The sequence below is a fragment of the Lysinibacillus parviboronicapiens genome, assembly GCF_003049575.1.
Lineage (GTDB): Bacteria > Bacillota > Bacilli > Bacillales_A > Planococcaceae > Lysinibacillus > Lysinibacillus parviboronicapiens.
Genome location: NZ_PYWI01000011.1, coordinates 22,213 through 40,172 on the forward strand (window position 1 = coordinate 22,213; position 17,960 = coordinate 40,172).

The following is a 17,960-nucleotide window of genomic DNA, read 5'->3' on the forward strand; positions in this document are numbered from 1 at the left end:
GGGTGGACTGACAGTGACACTTATAAGAGTACTATTAATTGAAGATGATCCCATGGTACGCGAGGTCAATCGCCAATTTATTGAAAAGGTTGAGGGATTTGAGGTAATTGGCCAAGCGGCAAATGGTGTTACAGGGGTAGAGCAAATTAGTACCCTCAAGCCAGATTTAGTATTTATGGATATTTTCATGCCAGAGCAGGATGGAATTACTAGCTTGCATAAAATTCGGGAACTTAAAATGCAAGTCGATATCATTACCGTAACAGCAGCCAATGACATGGAGACGGTGAAACAGGTACTGCATCTCGGTGTCTTTGATTATATTATGAAACCTTTTTCGTTTGAGCGAGTACAAGGGACACTTGAGAATTATAAGCGATTTAAGAAGAAAATGCAGACGGAACGGGAGTTCACACAAGGGGAGCTCGACCAATTATTCCATTACCATGGGGGCAATGAAGAGAGCGTGCAGGCAAATGTCATCAACTACGAAAAGAATTTGCCAAAGGGTTTTAATCGGACGACCCTTGAAAAGGTTGTCCATTATTTACAATCAGTGGATGGGGCTTCAGCAGAAGAAGTTGCGAGTGGCGTTGGTATCGCCCGCGTAACGGCAAGACGTTATTTAGATTATTTAGAGAAACAACAAGAAATAACGATGGATGTGCATTATGGAGGCATCGGTCGGCCTATAAATTATTACTTTAGTAAATAGTAATCGGAGTTGTCTCAACTGTCGTTATGATGACAATTTTTAGTGAAATTACTTTTTCTAAAAGGAAAGCTGTCTAAAAAGTATGTTCTCTCACTTTTTAGACAGCTTCTTTTAAGATTTAGTACATCACCTGAAGAATTTTAGTAGGGCATAATTTTTTCTACAGGCTTTGGCGTTTTGATTTTTGGTAAGATTTTGTCAAGTGTGACTGTACGATTGATAGTATGTGTTGTTTCGTCCTGATTATCGTATTGCTCAAGGAATGTAATAACCTCTTTTACAATCGGTGTTGGCGTAGAGGCTCCAGCAGTAACTGCTACGGTATTAATGCCTTTTAACCAGTCGATTTTTAGTTCAGAAACGTCTGCGATACGATAAGATGGTGTACCAGCAATCTCAACTGACACTTGCGTCAAACGATTTGAGTTATTTGATTTTGGGTCCCCAACAACAATTAGTAAATCGGCTTCCCCTGCTTGTTTCGCAACGGCCTCTTGACGTACCTGCGTAGCTAAACAAATTTCTTTATGCACTTCTATATGAGGAAATTTTTCTTTTAAACTATCCATTAAATGAGCAACATCCCACTGACTCATTGTTGTTTGGTTCGTTACAAGTAATTTATCATTTGTTAAGTTTAACGAGTCAACATCAGTGGACGACTGAACTAAATGGACGTGTTCTGGTGCAACGCCAATTGCACCTTCTGGTTCGGGATGCCCCTTTTTACCAATATAAATAATATCGTAGCCTTCAGCTGATTTTTCGCGAATTAAATCGTGTGTAACAGTTACGTCAGGGCATGTGGCATCAATGGATACTAAGCCTTTACGCTTCGCGATCTCACGAATTTCAGGTGAAACACCATGCGCTGTGAAAATAACAGTGCCTGTTTCAACTTGTTCAATAATCTCTAAGCGATTGTCGCCGTCTAATGTGATGATACCATCCTCTTCAAAGGCATCAGTGACATGTTTATTGTGTACGATCATCCCTAAAATGTAGATAGGTCTTGGTAATGATTTATCTAGTGCGGCGTTACGTGCGATGACCATCGCATCAACAACGCCGTAGCAATAGCCACGTGGATTAATTTTTAATACTTGCATGGTTGTGACTCCTTTCAAGCTTACGTATCTACATTATAACGGACAGCCACAGCGAATACAAAGAAACGTTCTGTCAATTAAGTCTTGACGCAATTGCATCAAGACAGTGAATCGGTATCTACATAACAAACGATATTCAAATATGCTGCTGTATCATTGCTAATGTGCAAAAGTTATTCACTCTACCAAATTACATAGGTGGCTGGAAAATACGTGGTTTGGAAGGAAGCGGTTCACGTGGTGTTAATGGTGTATTTTGTTGTGAAGAACGCCTACTTCTTGACGTACTTACGGAATCGCTAGCGGCTGCCTCGGCTGCAACAGCTCCTGCCCCTGCAACTGCACCAGTAGCAGGAAGGCCCTGAAACCCTTTATACAATTTTAAAAGGGAAGGGATGTTTTTCACCATTGGCATTGCTTGCTGAATATAAGGGGTATACGTTTTGGCAGAGTTAAACAAACTATTTGCTGATTGTAAAAATGAGCCTATTTTTGAAGGCTCTTGCACAGGTGGCGTTGGCATTTGCCCTCCAAAAGACCCTATCCCATTAGACATTGGAAAGCCACCTGGAACTCGTGGTTGAAAGCCACCAGGAATTCTTGGTTGTGCAGGGAAGCTTCCGGGTGGATAAAAGGATTGTGGTGACATTGGTGTAGGGGTAGGCATTTGCATTGGCATTTGCATGGGCATCCCCATGCCGCCGGGATACATTTGAAACGGATAAGGTGGTCGAAATACCATGTTAATCTCCTTTCATACAAGTTTATCATTGATGACATACCTGATTATAGATATGATATGCAGATACTTAAATTAGCGTTCGACAAATGCACTTAAAGTCACGATAGAACGTCATGTTTTCATTTCCACAGTTCATGCGTCAGGAACGCGATGTATGTGATGTGTTGACTTGGAGGGAGTATTGAAGAAGTGGCTGCATCTGTACATGAAATGTCTTAAACACGTAGCAATCATACATGAACTTAACGTGGTAGGTATTGTCAATGAAAGAAGTGGACCTTTTTATTAAAATAAACAAAAATAAAAAGTAGTAGGAGAAGTTTTTACTCCTGCTACTATTTTTCGTGAAAGTGTATTGTCTTTTTTTGAAATCCGCTCTTCATTAAATTTTTGAAACATTAGCCGTCGTCACTAATACGTAGCATCCTGTATCCAACACGTACGTGTGTTTGGATATACTGTGGGTGAGATGGATTATCTTCTATTTTCTTGCGTAGTGTCGCCATAAACACGCGTAGGCTTGGAACGTCTGACTGAAGAACATTTTGCCAAATTTCCTTCAATAGAAAATTATGTGTTAGCACTTTGCCAACATGCTTTGACAATACGACCAATAGCTTATATTCGATGGGTGTCAAATGCACTTCTTCACCATGCACTAACACGGTGTTTGCTAAATAATGAATTTTTAAATGTCCGTTCACAAATACGGACTGCTCACTACCTAAATGATGCTCGCTTGCAGTTCTCCGTAAGGCTACTCGAATACGTGCTAGTAACTCCTCCACACTAAATGGCTTCGTTACATAGTCATCGGCTCCAGCATCGAGCGCATTAATTTTATCCTGTTCTTCACTTCGAGCACTAACCACGATGATAGGCGTTTGTGTCCAACTTCTCACTTTATGAATAAAATCTACACCATCCATATCTGGTAAACCCAAATCAAGAATAATGACATCCGGCTTCATTGACAGCACTTTTTGCACGGCACTTGTACCATCACGTTCAATGTCGAATGCATAATGCTGTGTTGTTAATGTCATTTTTATTAAATTACCAATCGCCACATCATCTTCCACTACTAAAATTCGTTTATTCATGGATATTCATTACTCCTTTTTTAAGTGGAAAATTAAAAATCGTCCCCTGTGGTTTATTGTCTGAAACCGTTAATTCACTTCCATGTAATCGTAATATAGTCTGGCACAAAGCTAAACCTAACCCCAGACCTCTTCGACTATCACTTCGTTGTACCTTACCTGTTACAAATGGCTCGAACAATGTCTCTTTTAAAGCGTCATCAATACCTGGTCCATTATCCATGATACTAAAGTGTACGGATTCTCCAACTTCCTTTGCAATGAAGGTTATGTGACTATCCGATGGTGTATAGGTCAACGCATTATCCATGATATTAATGATTACTTGAATAATAAGGCGTGCATCCATCACTGCCAATAATAATTCTGGCTCGACATGGTAGGCTATTTTATGTGTGTTGTTAATGGGAATAACATGTGAAAATGCTTCTTGAATAATATCCTCTACAAGCTCTAGTTGCATCTCTATAGCAAACTGCCCATCATCTAACTTAGAAACGGCCAGTAAATTCTCGACCATTTGTACAAGCCATTTCGAATTTTTATAAATATCTTCATATAATCGAAGCTTTTCAGTTTCTGAAATGTCAGCTGTATTGGTCATCAAGATATCTGCGTTGCCAGAAATCGTCGTCAATGGCGTTCGTAAATCATGGGATACAGCTCGTAAAAGGTTGGCTCTCATTTGTTCTAGTTCCGCTTCTTTTGCAACTTCTGCATTTAATTTTTGTAAATACCATTTATCTAGAGCAAATGAAAAATCATTCATAATGGCATGTAGAATATTGCGTTCAAATGCAGGTAATGGTGAATTTTTTGAAAGAGCTACACCAACTACCCCTCTTACACTACCACTAGAAACAATCGGCAAATAGTAAGCATTGACCTCTGGGAAAATGTCTGTCGTCACGCCAGCTACATGCTGATTATTAACTACCCAATTTACGACACCTCGTTCATTGGTATTTTCAAAGAGAGCCGCGATTTCATTATTCTCATTGTTTGTCATACTTTCCGTTCTATAAAAAATCGATTTGACTATCAAATTATGTTCTATTTCATAAAATTGAACGGGTTTTTCCACTAATTTAACAATTTGTGACATACCCTCGTAAATAATATCGTCCATTGATTTGGCATGCTGTAACTTTCGATTTGTTTCAAGGAGTACTTCCATACGATAAGATTTTCGAACTGCAATTGAAGCTTGTTTCTTTATCTTTTTCGTTAAACTACTTGTGATGACTCCTGAAATGAACATAATTAAAAAAGTCATAGGGTAATCGCGATGGTAAGCTTCAAATGAAAATCGAGGCTCCGTAAAAAAGAAATTAAAAAGGAGCACTGCTATCACTGAACTAATAATGCTTATCATCCATCCAGACGACCAGATGGCAAGAATTAACACACCTAAAATGTAGATGGTGATAATATTTGAATCACTGACCCCTATCGTGAAGAAATAGAGACTTAATAGCGAAACCAAACTGAATACTACAAACATTTTCAGCAAGTCCAACCATTCAAATGTCAGTTGATTTCTTACTTCTGGAAGGTAAATTGGTTCGTTGTCATGGTCAGGTACAATATGGATGGCTAAGTTTGGTACGTACTCATTGAGCCGATCGCTGATTTTAGCATTAGGTTGCCACCATTTCCTTTTCACAGCAGTTCTGCCTATTACTAATTTTGTTACGCCACTAATTTGTGCATAGTTGGCAAGGGCTACTGCTACGTCGTCTTCCTGAACAATCACGACATGCCCACCAAGTTGTTCAGTTAGCTTGATATGCTGTTGTAATCGTTCGGTATTCGCTTCGTTCCGCTTGTCATCTTTTCCCTTTTGGACGTAAAGTGCAGTAAATTTACCATGTAAGGCTTGTGCGAGTCTGGCAGCAGTTCTAATCACTTTGGCATTGGTAGGAGAGCTACTAATACCAACTAAAATATGCTCTTCTATGTGTGTACATTGTTTAAAAGAAGGGTTATCCATTACTTGTTTGTAATTGATGGTATCAGCTGTTCTTCGAAGAGCAATTTCTCGAAGAGCTATTAAATTTTCTTTACGGAAAAAAGACTCCATAGCTTTTTTTGCTTGTTGGATATGATAAATTTTTCCATCTATTAGACGTTGGATTAACTCATCTGGTTCTATATCTACAATTTTTATTAGTGCTGCGTGATCAATTAAGTAATCAGGTATACGTTCTCGCACTCTTACGCCTGTAATTTCTTCAACTATATCCTGAAGACTTTCAATATGTTGAATGTTGACAGTTGTATAAACATGAATACCTTTTGCAAGTAATTCTTCTACATCCCCAAAACGCTTTAAATGGCGCATAGTCGGAACATTTGTATGGGCTAGCTCATCGATTAAGATAATCTCTGGTTTACGTTTAAGTACCGCATCGATATCTAATTCTTGAAAGATTTTCCCTTTGTAATTGATTTTTCTGGTTGGTATTTGTTCAAGCCCTTCCATTAAAGCTAATGTTTCAGGACGAGGATGTGGCTCCACATAGCCAATCACCACGTCTTTTCCTAATTGCTTTGCTTGATGTGCAGCGTCAAGCATAGCATAAGTTTTTCCTACGCCAGCGGCATATCCAAGAAATATCTTTAGTTTACCAGCAGTGGTGTCTTCCTCACGTATCTTCGCTAAAAACGTCTCTGGAGAGGGGCGTACATCTTCCATCATCCTTCACCTCATTTGTATTATAGCGCTAACTTCCATTAAGAAAGTATAAAGATTTCACCTTTATGATTTCTTAATACCAAGAGGCTATTTCCTAACACTACATTAATTTGAAAGTCAGTATGATGAAAACATCAAATAGCAGGAAGGGTGAGTTTCGATTGATGGATCTTTTAATGATTGGCTTGCTGATTATTTGTTTTGCCAGTCTTTATGCGTTAACGGCTTGGTGCTATAAGCTAGTCAATGAAAAATAAAGGAGGAATCAGTATGTGGATAGTCATGGGAATTACGATTGTATTGCTTTTTGGTTATCTGGGGCATGCATTATTGTATCCAGAAAACTATTAATAGGCTTTTAGGAGGGGTAGGGTATGTGGCAAATTGCCATTGTTTTAATCATTTATTTACCGCTTGTCATATTAGCGGGCCATTATCTTTTTCGAGTAACGATGCAACAAAAAACATGGCTTGATCCAGTATTGGATAAAGTCGATGGTGCTATTTATAAAATATGTGGTATTAAGCAAGTCGATATGACAGGAAAACAATATGTGCTGACATTAATACTGTCAAATGCTTTTATGGTGTTTATTGGCTATATTCTATTACGGATTCAATCGGTTTTGTTATTAAACCCAAATGATATTGACAATATGGAAGCTACACTTTCCTTTAATACAATCATTTCATTTATGACTAATACCAACCTTCAGCACTATAGTGGTGAATCAGGACTTAGTTATTTGTCTCAGATGCTGGTGATTATATTTATGATGTTTACGTCTGCTGCTACTGGCTATGCAGCCTGCATGGCATTCTGTCGTCGTTTAGTAGCTAAAACTGATACATTAGGTAATTTTTTTATAGATTTTGTACGTGTCATTACACGTGTACTAATGCCAATTTCAATGCTAGTTGCAATCATTTTAGTATCGCAAGGCTCGCCTCAAACTTTAAGTTCGAACAAGACTGTGGAAACGATTGAAGGAAAGTTTCAGGATATTGCGCTAGGGCCTGTGGCATCGCTTGAATCTATTAAACACGTAGGTACAAATGGTGGTGGTTTTAATGGTGCTAATTCGACAACGCCTTTTGAAAACCCTACGGTTATTTCTAACATAATTGAAATGCTTTCTATGATGTTGTTGCCTGGGGCTTGTGTTGTAGCTTTTAGCTTGATGGTTGCTTATAGAAAAAGGAAAACAATATTTGGCAAGCAAGGGCTATCTATTTTTGTTGCCATGAGTATGCTGTTCCTTATGGGGCTAGTTACTGTCTATGTAGCCGAGCGCACGGGTAATCCAATCATTAGTGAGCTTGGCATTTCACAGGAACTTGGCAGTATGGAAGGGAAAGAGATGCGCTTTGGTATCGCGCAATCTGCGTTATTCACAACGGTAACAACTGCTTTTACAACAGGGTCTGTTAATAATATGCATGACACGTTAACGCCAATTGGTGGACTTGTGCCGATGTTTAACATGATGTTAAACGTAGTATTTGGAGGCAAAGGAGTCGGGCTGATGAACATGATGATGTATGTGATATTGACGATTTTCATTGCCTGCCTAATGATTGGTCGAACACCTCAGTTTTTAGGGAAGAAAATTGAGGAAAAGGAAATGAAGTTAATAGCACTTTGTATTTTAATACATCCTGCCATTATTTTGTTATTTTCAGCACTGGCAGTTGCCACTACAACTGGCGTGGCAGGCATAACGAATCCGGGGGCACATGGATTATCTCAAGTACTATATGAATTTGCTTCAGCTTCTGCCAATAATGGCTCGGGCTTTGAAGGGTTAGCTGATAATACGACCTTTTGGAATGTTACGACAGGTCTAGCGATGTTCTTTGGGCGCTATCTAACGATTATTATTCAACTAGCTATTGCATCACTTTTGGCTAAAAAAATGTGGCATGGTGATTCGGTGGGCACATTGAAAACCGACAATACGACCTTTACAATCTTACTTGTTGCCATTGTACTGATGATTGGCGCTTTAACATTTTTACCTGCATTGGCACTTGGCCCAATTACAGAACATTTACAAATATATTCTTGATGAGGAGAGTCACTTATGGAAACGGCAAGAAAAAGTTTTATTACGAGTGATATGCTGAAAAGCTCTATGATAGAGTCATTTAAAAAATTTAATCCAGTATATATGATCAAAAATCCTGTTATGTTCGTAGTCGAGATTGGTTTTTTATTTGTTCTATTGTTAACGATTTTCCCTAGCCTTCTAGGAAGCGGGGAAGGAGAACATGATCGGCTTTATAATGCCATTGTCGCGATTATTCTCTTCATTACGATTCTTTTTGCTAATTTCGCAGAGTCTATTGCTGAGGGCAGGGGGAAGGCACAGGTACAAACGTTAAAAAAGACAAATACAGTTACACAAGCACGTGTCCTTTTAGAAGACGGCTCAGAAATCATGAAACAGGCTCACGAACTTAAAAAAGGAGATATTGTGTTAGTTCAGGCAGGTGAAGTTATTCCCAATGATGGCGAAGTAATTGATGGCATTGCCACAGTTGATGAATCAGCCATCACAGGAGAATCTGCACCCGTTGTGAAAGAGCGTGGTGGTGATTTTTGTTCTGTAACTGGGGGAACTACTGTAACAAGTGATTGGCTAATGATTGTAATCAGCTCACTGCCTGGGGAGTCCTTTTTAGATAAAATGATTATGCTCATAGAAGGTGCTAGTCGTAAAAAAACGCCCAATGAAATTGCCCTGAATACACTTTTAGTAAGTTTAACGATGATCTTCTTATTAGTGGTCGTTACACTTTATCCAATGACTGCGTATTTAAATGTGCATATTTCAATTGCTACGTTGATTGCACTTACAGTGTGTTTAATACCGACAACGATTGGTGGATTGCTGTCTGCGATTGGGATTGCAGGAATGGACCGGGTGACACAATTTAATGTCATTGCTATGTCAGGAAGAGCTGTGGAAGCTTGTGGTGATGTAGATACGCTGATATTAGACAAAACAGGAACTATAACGTATGGCAATCGCATGGCATCTGAATTTTTACCTGTGAAAGGTGTCGACCAAAGGGAATTGATGCGAGCTGCATGGCTTAGCTCACTAACAGATGATACACCAGAAGGTAAGTCGATAGTATCATTGGCTTATGATTTAGGTGTGGAGACAAAAGTGGAAGAGCATGTTATTCAATCAAGTGAGCATATTCCGTTTACAGCGCAGACTCGGATGAGTGGCCTGAATATGAAGGATGGCACAATACTTCGTAAAGGTGCTTACGATACGATCAAACAAGAAAGTATTAAAGCAGGTCATAGAATGCCTGCAAACTTGGAACAGCTTGTTCATCAAGTATCTTCTGTTGGCGGAACACCACTTGTTGTGGCAGTGAATAACAAAATCTTAGGTGTTATCTATCTTAAAGACGTTGTAAAGAGTGGCTTAAAGGAGCGTTTTGATCAGCTTCGAGCAATGGGCATAAAAACTATCATGTGCACTGGAGATAACTCACTCACGGCGGCTGCTATTGCTAAAGAGGCGGGAGTGGATAGTTTTATCGCGGAAAGTAAGCCGGAAGACAAGATCAAGGTTATAAGGGATGAACAGGCACTTGGCAAAGTAGTAGCCATGACTGGGGACGGTACAAATGATGCACCGGCATTAGCTCAGGCGAATGTTGGTCTTGCGATGAATTCAGGAACTAATGCAGCAAAAGAAGCAGCAAATATGGTAGATTTAGACTCCAATCCAACTAAAATCATCGAAGTTGTGGAGATAGGCAAGCAATTACTGATGACTAGAGGGGCATTGACTACTTTTAGTATTGCTAATGATGTAGCTAAATACTTTGCCATAATCCCAGCAATGTTGATGGTAGCGGTACCGGAGATGAATGCACTAAATATCATGAATCTCAATTCGCCAACAAGTGCAATCATTGCAGCTTTAATTTTTAATGCGGTGATTATCCCATTTTTAATCCCTATTGCTGTGAAAGGGGTAAAGTATAAGCCTATGAGTGCATCCAAATTATTAAACAAGAACTTACTTATTTATGGACTAGGTGGCATAATTGCTCCCTTTATTGGTATAAAGGTGATTGATTTATTAATCGGGCCACTATTACACATATTGGGCTTATAGGAGGGCAGTTATATGCATAAATTTATTGAAAACTCGAAACAAGCGCTGATGATTACTTTTACAATGTTCGTATTATGTGGGTTGTTTTATCCATTTGCCGTAACTGGAATTGCCCAAGGGCTATTTTATCATCAGGCAAATGGTAGTTTAGTAGAAATCGATAGCAAAGTAGTTGGTTCTGAGAAGTTAGGTCAGGCCTTTACATCACCAGAGTACTTTTGGGGTCGAGTATCTTCTATTAACTATAATGTTTATACAGAAGAAGATACCATTCCAAATGAAAATGGCGAAACAGCCTATAGTGGTATCAGCTCTGGGACTTTTAACTATGCCCCGTCCAACCCTGAGCTAAAAAAACGAATGGAGTTGGATATTACAGCATTTTTACAAGCTAATTCGACTGTCAAACGTGAAGATATTCCTGCTGATCTGTTAACAGCCTCTGGGTCAGGTCTGGATCCACATATCAGCGTGAAGGCAGCTGAAATTCAAATAGAGCGCATTGCTCGAGCAAGCGGACTTTCGCTAGAGGAGATAGGAGAAATTGTCAAGGCTAATACCGAAAGTCGTGATTTAGGTGTATTTGGTGAGGACAAAGTAAACTTTCTTAAGGCAAACGTGGATCTATATAAAAAAATGACACAAAATGACTAGTAAGCTAATGTAGAAAAAGCCACAAAAATAAAGCCAGTAGAGAAAATATGTCACTTCTCTACCGGCTTTTATATGGATAAGCGAGTGCCTCGCTCTGCTACTGTTGTGAATTTACAAGTATTTTAATATGGTTTTTTTCTTTCATTAATGCTTCAAAGCCTTCTGTGACAACTTCATCAAGGTCAATACGTTTTGTCACAAGCTTGTCCGCAGGGAAATAACCTTTTGTCATTAACTCCATTACAGCTGGGAAAATATCACGATAAGCAATAATGCCTTTTACAGTGCGCTCTGAAAGAACGATGTTGTTAGGCAGAATGGAAGCTGCTGATTCCCAAATCGAAACGATAATCGTCTCGCCTTCAAATGTAGTAGCGTCAATGGCTTGTTGTAATACTACAGGTACCCCTGTCACTTCAAATGCAACATCCACGCCTCCATCTGTTAACGCATGTAATCGAGCTACTGCATCTTCATCTTTTGGATTGATGACTGCTGTAGCACCTAATTCCATGGCTTTTGCTCCACGTTCTGCGGAAAGTTCTACTGCGTAAATTTCAGATGCTCCTGCTGCGCGAAGTGCTTCAATAACAAGTAGCCCAATAGGACCTGTTCCAAAAACAGCTGCTTTGTCTCCTGCTTTTAATTTACTCTGACGAACGGCATGTAATGCTACTGCTGCTGGCTCTACCAGCGCTCCTTGTTCAAATGAAAGACCTTCTGGCATTTTGTGTACCATATGTTCGTCTACCATTGTGTATTCAGAAAAGCCGCCACCACCGCCAGAAAGACCGTGGAATCCTAAATGTTTACAAATATTATATTTTCCTTTCTTACAAGCAGCACATTCACCACATGCAAGTATAGGTTCAACCACAACAGGATCACCTGTTTTAACTTTTGTAACACCTTCGCCAACTTCTACAACTTCACCAGAAAACTCATGACCCATAACTATTGGCGCAATGTCTTTACTTACATAGTGAGGTTGTTCAACTGGAATAAATATTGGCCCGGCTGCGTACTCGTGTAAATCACTACCACAAATACCTGTCCAATGTACTTTAATTTTCACTTTTCCAGGCGCAATAACTGGTTCTTCAATGTTTTCTACTCGGATGTCTCTTGCTTTATACCATCTTGCTGCTTTCATCATAAATCAACCTCCTCTAGTATCTTACATTTTCTATCATAACATGTGGTAATTCTACAAATCATTAGTTAGTGAAAATTGACATAAAAACTACTAAAAATTTACCTGCATGGCTTTTCAATTTTCACATATCACTTTTTTAATTGCATAAAAGCTATATTTAAAGTAAGTTTGATAAGGGTTTGCGTTGAAACGGGGATAAATACATGAGATTAATGATAATACTTGTGTTTATAGAACGTAAGGATACCTAAATGTGCGAATCATGGTACAATAGGTTAGATATTAGGAGGTACGAAATATGTCAAAATATACAGATTATAATTTTCAGCCATTTTTGCAGGACGCAATAGCAAAACTTGGCTTCACAGAACCAACGCCAATACAAAAAGAAATCATTCCACTTATTCTTAAAGGAAAAAGTGCAATTGGCCAAGCACATACGGGTACAGGGAAAACACATAGTTTCTTAATTCCGATAGTGCAACGTGTCGATGTGACAAAACAAGAGGTACAAGCTGTTATTTCTTCACCAACACGTGAATTAGCGCAACAAATCTTTGATGCATTAACTCAACTAATTGAAGGAACAGAAATTCAAGCGAAATTATTTATTGGGGGTACGGACAAACAACGCTCCATTGATAAGTTAAAAACGCAACCACAAATCGTTGTTGGTACACCAGGACGTATTCGTGATCTTGTGAAAGAGCAAGCGTTATTTGTGCATACGGCACCAATTTTAGTAGTGGATGAAGCAGACTTAGCTTTTGATATGGGCTTTATCGAAGATATCGATGGCTTTGCTTCCCAAATGCCGGATAAGCTTGAAATGTATGTCTTCTCAGCAACAATCCCAGAACGTCTGCAACCATTCTTGAAAAAATATATGGAAGCACCAGTTCACGTGCATATGAACGACAAACGCCCTGTAGCGGAAGGTATTGACTTTGTTTTAGTCCCAATTCGTTCAAAATCACGTAACAAACGTTTGCTTGATGTGATTGAAGGCATCAACCCATTTTTAGCGGTAATCTTTACGAATACACGTAAAACAGCTGAGCACGTCGCGGGCTATTTAACAGAAAATGGTATTCGTTGTGGACAAATTCACGGTGACTTAGCGCCACGTGAACGTAGCCGTATGATGAAGCAAATTCGTGATTTAGATTATCAATATATCGTGGCAACTGACCTAGCTGCTCGGGGAATCGATATTCAAGGGATTTCCCATGTTATTAACTATGAAATTCCGGAAGATTTAGAGTTCTTTATTCACCGTGTTGGTCGAACAGCGCGTGCAGGAAATAAAGGAACTGCCATTACATTATTCGAGCCATCTGATGAGGATGCATTAGCACGTGTGGAAAAAATGGGAATTCCGTTCGTACAAAAGGACGTAAAAGATGGGGAATGGACAGAACTGAAAGATCGTCATGCCCGCAAAAACCGCGTGAAGCACGAAAATGAAATTGATGCGAAAGCAAAATCTTTAGTGCGTAAGCCGAAAAAAGTAAAACCTGGCTACAAGCGTAATATGAAGTGGGAAATGGAAAAAATTAAAAAACGTGAACGTCGCATAAAAGCACGTGGCAAAAAATAAGGGGGTATACTGATGCTACTTGGCTCACATGTTTCGATGAGTGGGAAAGAAATGTTGCTAGGCTCTAGTAAAGAAGCACTTTCTTATGGAGCCAATACCTTTATGATTTATACAGGGGCTCCACAAAATACACGTCGTAAAACTATCGCTGATCTCAATATTATGAATGGTTTAATACACATGAAAGAGCATGGGATGACAAACATCGTCGTACATGCACCTTATATTATTAATATTGCGAACACAGAAAAACCAGAAACATTCCGCCTTGGTGTAGATTTCTTGCAATCTGAAATCGAACGTACTGCAGCTTTGGAAGCTACACAAATTGTGTTACATCCTGGTGCTCATGTAGGCGCAGGGCCAGACGCAGGAATTGCGAAAATTATTGAAGGCTTGAATGAAGTATTAGCACAGGATTTCCCTGTACAAATTGCTTTAGAAACAATGGCAGGGAAGGGTACTGAATGTGGTCGCTCTTTCGAAGAATTAGCAAAAATTATCGATGGTGTGACACATAATGAACGTCTTTCAGTATGTTTTGATACTTGTCATACGCATGATGCTGGCTATAATATTGTAGAAGATTTTGATGGTGTGTTAAATGAGTTCGATAAAATCATTGGTGTGGATCGTATAAAAGTGCTTCACATTAACGACTCTAAAAATGTTCGTGGTGCCGGTAAAGATCGACACGAGAATATTGGTTTTGGTCATATTGGCTTTGATGCGTTAAAATATGTTGTACATCATCCACAGTTAATGGCGATACCAAAAATTTTAGAAACACCTTTTGTTGCATTAAATAGTGATGCAAAATCGAAGTCAGCACCTTATAAATACGAAATAGAGATGTTGCGTAGTGAAGAATTCAAACCTGAACTGATCGATGCATTACGTGGATAAGTAAAAAATAGCCCGAAATCAGTAGATATATCTACTGATTCGGGCTATTTTATTGTCAATTATGGCTAGTGGGTCAACAGCACATTACTTGGTAAATAGGGCTATAAGTTGGCGAGAACGTTTTCTTCCCAACACCGCTTCGACTTCTACAAGTATATCTTTGGGAATACCTAAAAAGAGCCAAGAAAATGAAAATTGCTCTAAATAAGGTCTAAGTTTTTTCACTTCAGAAGTACTAATTTCAAAACCTTCACTACGTGCAATCGCCACAATTTCCTTATCACTACTCTGTGATAATTGCTGTAAAAATTGAATACTCAAAGCTAACCCTCCTCTTAAGTTGTGTTTCTTTACAAAAACGGAACTTTCATTTATACTTACAATTTGTAAATCGTAATGATTTTGAATTAGAAAGAAGCGAAAACATGAAAAAAACGTTAATTGAAATTGAAAACGTGTCATTTCAATATGACTATACACAAGTATTAAAAAATATTTCTTTTCGAGTGGAAGAAGGAGATTTTTTAGCATTACTTGGTCCGAATGGTTCAGGTAAATCGACGTTACTAAAAATTATTTTAGGTTTATTAAAGCCAATGTCTGGTGACATCAAGTTGTTTGGCGAGGCTAGTGCAACGTTTAAGCACCGCGAATGGATTGGATATGTGTCACAAAAATCAAATGCCTTCAATTCTGGTTTTCCAGCAACTGTACAAGAAGTTGTTAAAAGTGGCTTAACAAAAAAATTAGGGCTTTTTAAACGTCCTCCCCGAGATGCGAAAGCTAAAGTGCAAGAAGCTTTACAAGCAGTTGGGATGGAAGATTTTATGAATCGTAATATTGGAGAATTATCCGGTGGGCAACAACAGCGCGTCTTTATTGCACGTGCTTTGGTGAGTGAGCCCAGTCTACTAATTTTAGATGAACCAACAGTCGGCATCGATCATGAGAATGTGCAGTCATTTTATGATATGCTGGCGAAATTGAATCGGGAACAGGGAATTACGATGATTCTTGTCACACATGATGTTGATACAGTGTCAAACCGTATTAGCCATGTCGCGTGTTTAAATCAAACGATTCACTTCCATGGCTACAAAAATGAATTTGATACGATTTCGCAGGATGCGCTAGATGCTTGGTACGGCCATTCGGTGAGAAAGATACACTAAAGGAGAAGGCGTAATGATTGAAGCAATATTAAACTATGAATTTTTACAAAACGCCTTTTTCTCAGGGCTTTTAATTGGCATCATTGCACCACTTCTAGGTGTATTCATTGTAGTTCGCAGATTATCATTAATTGCGGATGCCTTATCACATGTTACACTGGCTGGGATAGCAGGTAGCTTATATGTAAGTCAAACTTTTGCTACGTTTGCAATGCTTAATCCAATCTATTTAGGTATATTTGCTTCAGTAAGTGGTTCTGTGTTAATTGAACGTTTACGACGGTTATATAAGCATTATGAGGAGCTGGCGATTCCGATTATTATGTCAGGTGGGATTGGAATTAGCGCTATATTCATCTCACTAGCAAGTGGCTTTAGTACGGATTTAATGAGTTACCTATTTGGCTCTGTATCAGCCGTATCACGTCAGGATTTATGGGTAGTCGTGGGGATAGCTGTGGTTGTCATTGTCTTTTTATTTTTATTCTTTAAGGAACTATTTGTGCTGTCCTTTGATGAGGAGTATGCAAAGGCTAGTGGCTTGCCTGCACGTTGGGTACATCTATTGTTTATGATTGTGACAGCGCTTGTTATTGCTGCTAGCATGCGTATCGTTGGTATTTTACTTGTATCTTCACTGATGACGTTACCAGTGGCCGCGGCCATGCGACTAGCAAAAGGCTTTAAACAAACAATCATCTATGCGATTATCTTTGGCGAAACAGCCGTATTAATTGGTTTAGTGAGTGCATTTTATTTAGATTTAGCACCGGGTGGGACAATTGTAGTCACGTCAATTTTAATATTATTACTCGTAATCTTGGGCAAGAAATTAGTATTTAAACGATCGGCAAAACAAGGGGAGGCAGCACTGTGAATATTTCAAGAGCGTGGGAAATTTTAAAAGAAAACGGCTATAAAAAAACCGATAAACGTGAATTGATATTAGCTATGTTTGCGGCAACGGATAAATATTTAACCGCTCGTGATTTATTAGACGTGCTGAAAAAAGATTTTCCAGGCATGAGCTTTGATACGATTTATCGTAATCTGGCAACGTTTGTGAAGCTAGGCATATTAGAAGAAACGGAATTAACTGGCGAACATAATTTTCGTATGCAATGCGAGTCTGAACATCATCACCATCATTTTATTTGCATGGACTGTGGTAATGTCAAAGAGCTTCATCTTTGCCCAATGGAAATGCTTGGAGAAAAACTTCCTAATTATGAAATTGAAAACCATAAGTTCGAGATTTACGGAAAATGTCCAAATTGTAAGTAAGAAACACTGTCAAAGTAATCTTTGACAGTGTTTTTTGGATTGTAAATATAACTGTAAAAGAAAAACCCTCTTTATGAAGAGGATCTTTCAGCAACTAACTAGGATAATCTACGAAGCGCATCAATTTTTTTACAGTCAATAATTAGTGGTGAAGTTGTTGTGCCAGCTTCAAGGAAATAAGCGCAACAATTTTGTGGACTGAAGCTAATAAATGTCAAGCCAAGGAAGCTACCACCTCCTGACAAGAAGATATCAACTAAAGTTCCTGCTTCTAATTTTCTTAGTTGGTCACAAATACAACTTCTACAATTGTTAGCGAATCTGTTTGCGCATTTGTCTTCTTTATGAGAGTGACATTTTTCTTCTTTTTTACAGTGGCACTTTTCTTCTTTTTTACAGTGGCACTTTTCTTCTTTTTTACAGTGACATTTTTCCTCTTTTTTACAACAACTGCTCATTTTTTGGCATTTGCAACGATCCCAGTTCATATGTGTTCCATATCGTCTATCTTCCATGTTCAAGACCTCCTTTCTCCATAGTGAATGTAAAGCAGCGCCTTACACTAATAATCTATGATTTTTGAAGGAAAGGAGATTGGTAATATGTCCGATAAACGATTGAAAAAACTATATTTTTCTTAAAAACTTTTCTATTGTATGAATCCCCAAGCTGA

At 38.7% G+C, this 17,960-nt stretch carries 17 protein-coding genes; 10 read left to right on the forward strand and 7 right to left on the reverse strand.

Features of this window, described 5'->3' with window-relative positions:
• The first annotated feature begins 13 nt into the window (after window positions 1–13).
• Entirely contained in the window at window positions 14–715 is a 702-nt protein-coding gene (locus C9J35_RS11065; RefSeq protein ID WP_107924559.1) for a response regulator, read from the forward strand.
• A gap of 140 nt (window positions 716–855) precedes the next feature.
• On the opposite strand, the gene C9J35_RS11070 is transcribed toward C9J35_RS11065, so the two are convergent.
• The 4 genes from C9J35_RS11070 to C9J35_RS11085 form a co-directional block, all read right to left on the reverse strand.
• On the reverse strand, window positions 856–1,824 hold the full coding sequence (locus tag C9J35_RS11070; RefSeq protein ID WP_107924560.1) for a 4-hydroxy-3-methylbut-2-enyl diphosphate reductase: 969 nt from the start codon (window positions 1,822–1,824) through the stop codon (window positions 856–858).
• Between the two features lie 190 nt (window positions 1,825–2,014).
• Window positions 2,015–2,566 carry a VrrA/YqfQ family protein gene (gene vrrA / locus C9J35_RS11075; protein WP_054768197.1) on the reverse strand — a complete coding sequence of 184 codons (552 nt, stop codon included), beginning with the start codon at window positions 2,564–2,566 and terminating at the stop codon, window positions 2,015–2,017.
• A gap of 398 nt (window positions 2,567–2,964) precedes the next feature.
• Complete coding sequence (locus C9J35_RS11080) at window positions 2,965–3,669, reverse strand: response regulator (RefSeq protein ID WP_054768198.1); 705 nt, start codon at window positions 3,667–3,669, stop codon at window positions 2,965–2,967.
• Window positions 3,662–6,370, reverse strand: a complete 2,709-nt coding sequence (locus C9J35_RS11085) for a DUF4118 domain-containing protein (RefSeq protein ID WP_235616276.1) — start codon at window positions 6,368–6,370, stop codon at window positions 3,662–3,664. The genes C9J35_RS11080 and C9J35_RS11085 overlap by 8 nt, the downstream gene beginning before the upstream one ends.
• Window positions 6,371–6,649: 279 nt before the next feature.
• Between C9J35_RS11085 and C9J35_RS24855 the strand changes: the two genes are divergently transcribed.
• Genes C9J35_RS24855 through kdpC form a run of 4 tightly spaced genes read left to right on the forward strand, consistent with a single transcriptional unit; the run spans window position 6,650 to window position 11,169 of the window.
• On the forward strand, window positions 6,650–6,718 hold the full coding sequence (locus C9J35_RS24855; protein WP_369122290.1) for a potassium-transporting ATPase subunit F: 69 nt from the start codon (window positions 6,650–6,652) through the stop codon (window positions 6,716–6,718).
• A 23-nt stretch (window positions 6,719–6,741) separates the two neighbouring features.
• On the forward strand, window positions 6,742–8,436 hold the full coding sequence (kdpA, locus tag C9J35_RS11095; RefSeq protein ID WP_107924563.1) for a potassium-transporting ATPase subunit KdpA: 1,695 nt from the start codon (window positions 6,742–6,744) through the stop codon (window positions 8,434–8,436).
• 15 nt (window positions 8,437–8,451) lie between these two features.
• Window positions 8,452–10,515 (forward strand): potassium-transporting ATPase subunit KdpB, encoded by a 2,064-nt coding sequence (gene kdpB / locus C9J35_RS11100; RefSeq protein ID WP_107924564.1) that lies wholly within the window; start codon window positions 8,452–8,454, stop codon window positions 10,513–10,515.
• 12 nt (window positions 10,516–10,527) lie between these two features.
• Window positions 10,528–11,169 carry a potassium-transporting ATPase subunit KdpC gene (gene kdpC, locus C9J35_RS11105; RefSeq protein WP_010859878.1) on the forward strand — a complete coding sequence of 214 codons (642 nt, stop codon included), beginning with the start codon at window positions 10,528–10,530 and terminating at the stop codon, window positions 11,167–11,169.
• A gap of 97 nt (window positions 11,170–11,266) precedes the next feature.
• Here kdpC and C9J35_RS11110 read toward each other — a convergent pair whose 3' ends face one another.
• Complete coding sequence (locus C9J35_RS11110; protein WP_054768205.1) at window positions 11,267–12,322, reverse strand: 2,3-butanediol dehydrogenase; 1,056 nt, start codon at window positions 12,320–12,322, stop codon at window positions 11,267–11,269.
• Between the two features lie 301 nt (window positions 12,323–12,623).
• On the opposite strand from C9J35_RS11110, the gene C9J35_RS11115 reads away from it, so the two are divergent.
• Window positions 12,624–13,925 (forward strand): DEAD/DEAH box helicase, encoded by a 1,302-nt coding sequence (locus C9J35_RS11115; protein ID WP_107924565.1) that lies wholly within the window; start codon window positions 12,624–12,626, stop codon window positions 13,923–13,925.
• 12 nt (window positions 13,926–13,937) lie between these two features.
• A complete protein-coding gene (locus tag C9J35_RS11120) occupies window positions 13,938–14,831 on the forward strand; it encodes a deoxyribonuclease IV (RefSeq protein ID WP_107924566.1) in 894 nt (297 codons plus the stop codon).
• 84 nt (window positions 14,832–14,915) lie between these two features.
• On the opposite strand, the gene C9J35_RS11125 is transcribed toward C9J35_RS11120, so the two are convergent.
• Window positions 14,916–15,152, reverse strand: a complete 237-nt coding sequence (locus tag C9J35_RS11125) for an endonuclease IV (protein ID WP_054768200.1) — start codon at window positions 15,150–15,152, stop codon at window positions 14,916–14,918.
• A gap of 104 nt (window positions 15,153–15,256) precedes the next feature.
• Here C9J35_RS11125 and C9J35_RS11130 point away from each other — a divergent pair, with 104 nt between their 5' ends.
• Genes C9J35_RS11130 through C9J35_RS11140 form a run of 3 tightly spaced genes read left to right on the forward strand, consistent with a single transcriptional unit; the run spans window position 15,257 to window position 17,287 of the window.
• Window positions 15,257–16,003, forward strand: a complete 747-nt coding sequence (locus C9J35_RS11130; protein ID WP_107924567.1) for a metal ABC transporter ATP-binding protein — start codon at window positions 15,257–15,259, stop codon at window positions 16,001–16,003.
• A gap of 13 nt (window positions 16,004–16,016) precedes the next feature.
• Window positions 16,017–16,880: a metal ABC transporter permease gene (locus C9J35_RS11135; protein ID WP_054768201.1), complete on the forward strand. Its 864-nt coding sequence runs from the start codon at window positions 16,017–16,019 to the stop codon at window positions 16,878–16,880.
• The gene (locus tag C9J35_RS11140) at window positions 16,877–17,287 is read left to right on the forward strand and encodes a Fur family transcriptional regulator (protein WP_107924568.1); all 411 of its coding nucleotides are present in this window, start codon (window positions 16,877–16,879) and stop codon (window positions 17,285–17,287) included. The genes C9J35_RS11135 and C9J35_RS11140 overlap by 4 nt, the downstream gene beginning before the upstream one ends.
• Window positions 17,288–17,385: 98 nt before the next feature.
• Here the strand turns inward: C9J35_RS11140 and C9J35_RS11145 are convergent, their stop codons facing one another.
• Window positions 17,386–17,802, reverse strand: coding sequence for a hypothetical protein (locus C9J35_RS11145; RefSeq protein WP_107924569.1), 417 nt, complete (start codon window positions 17,800–17,802; stop codon window positions 17,386–17,388).
• Window positions 17,803–17,960: the final 158 nt, after the last annotated feature.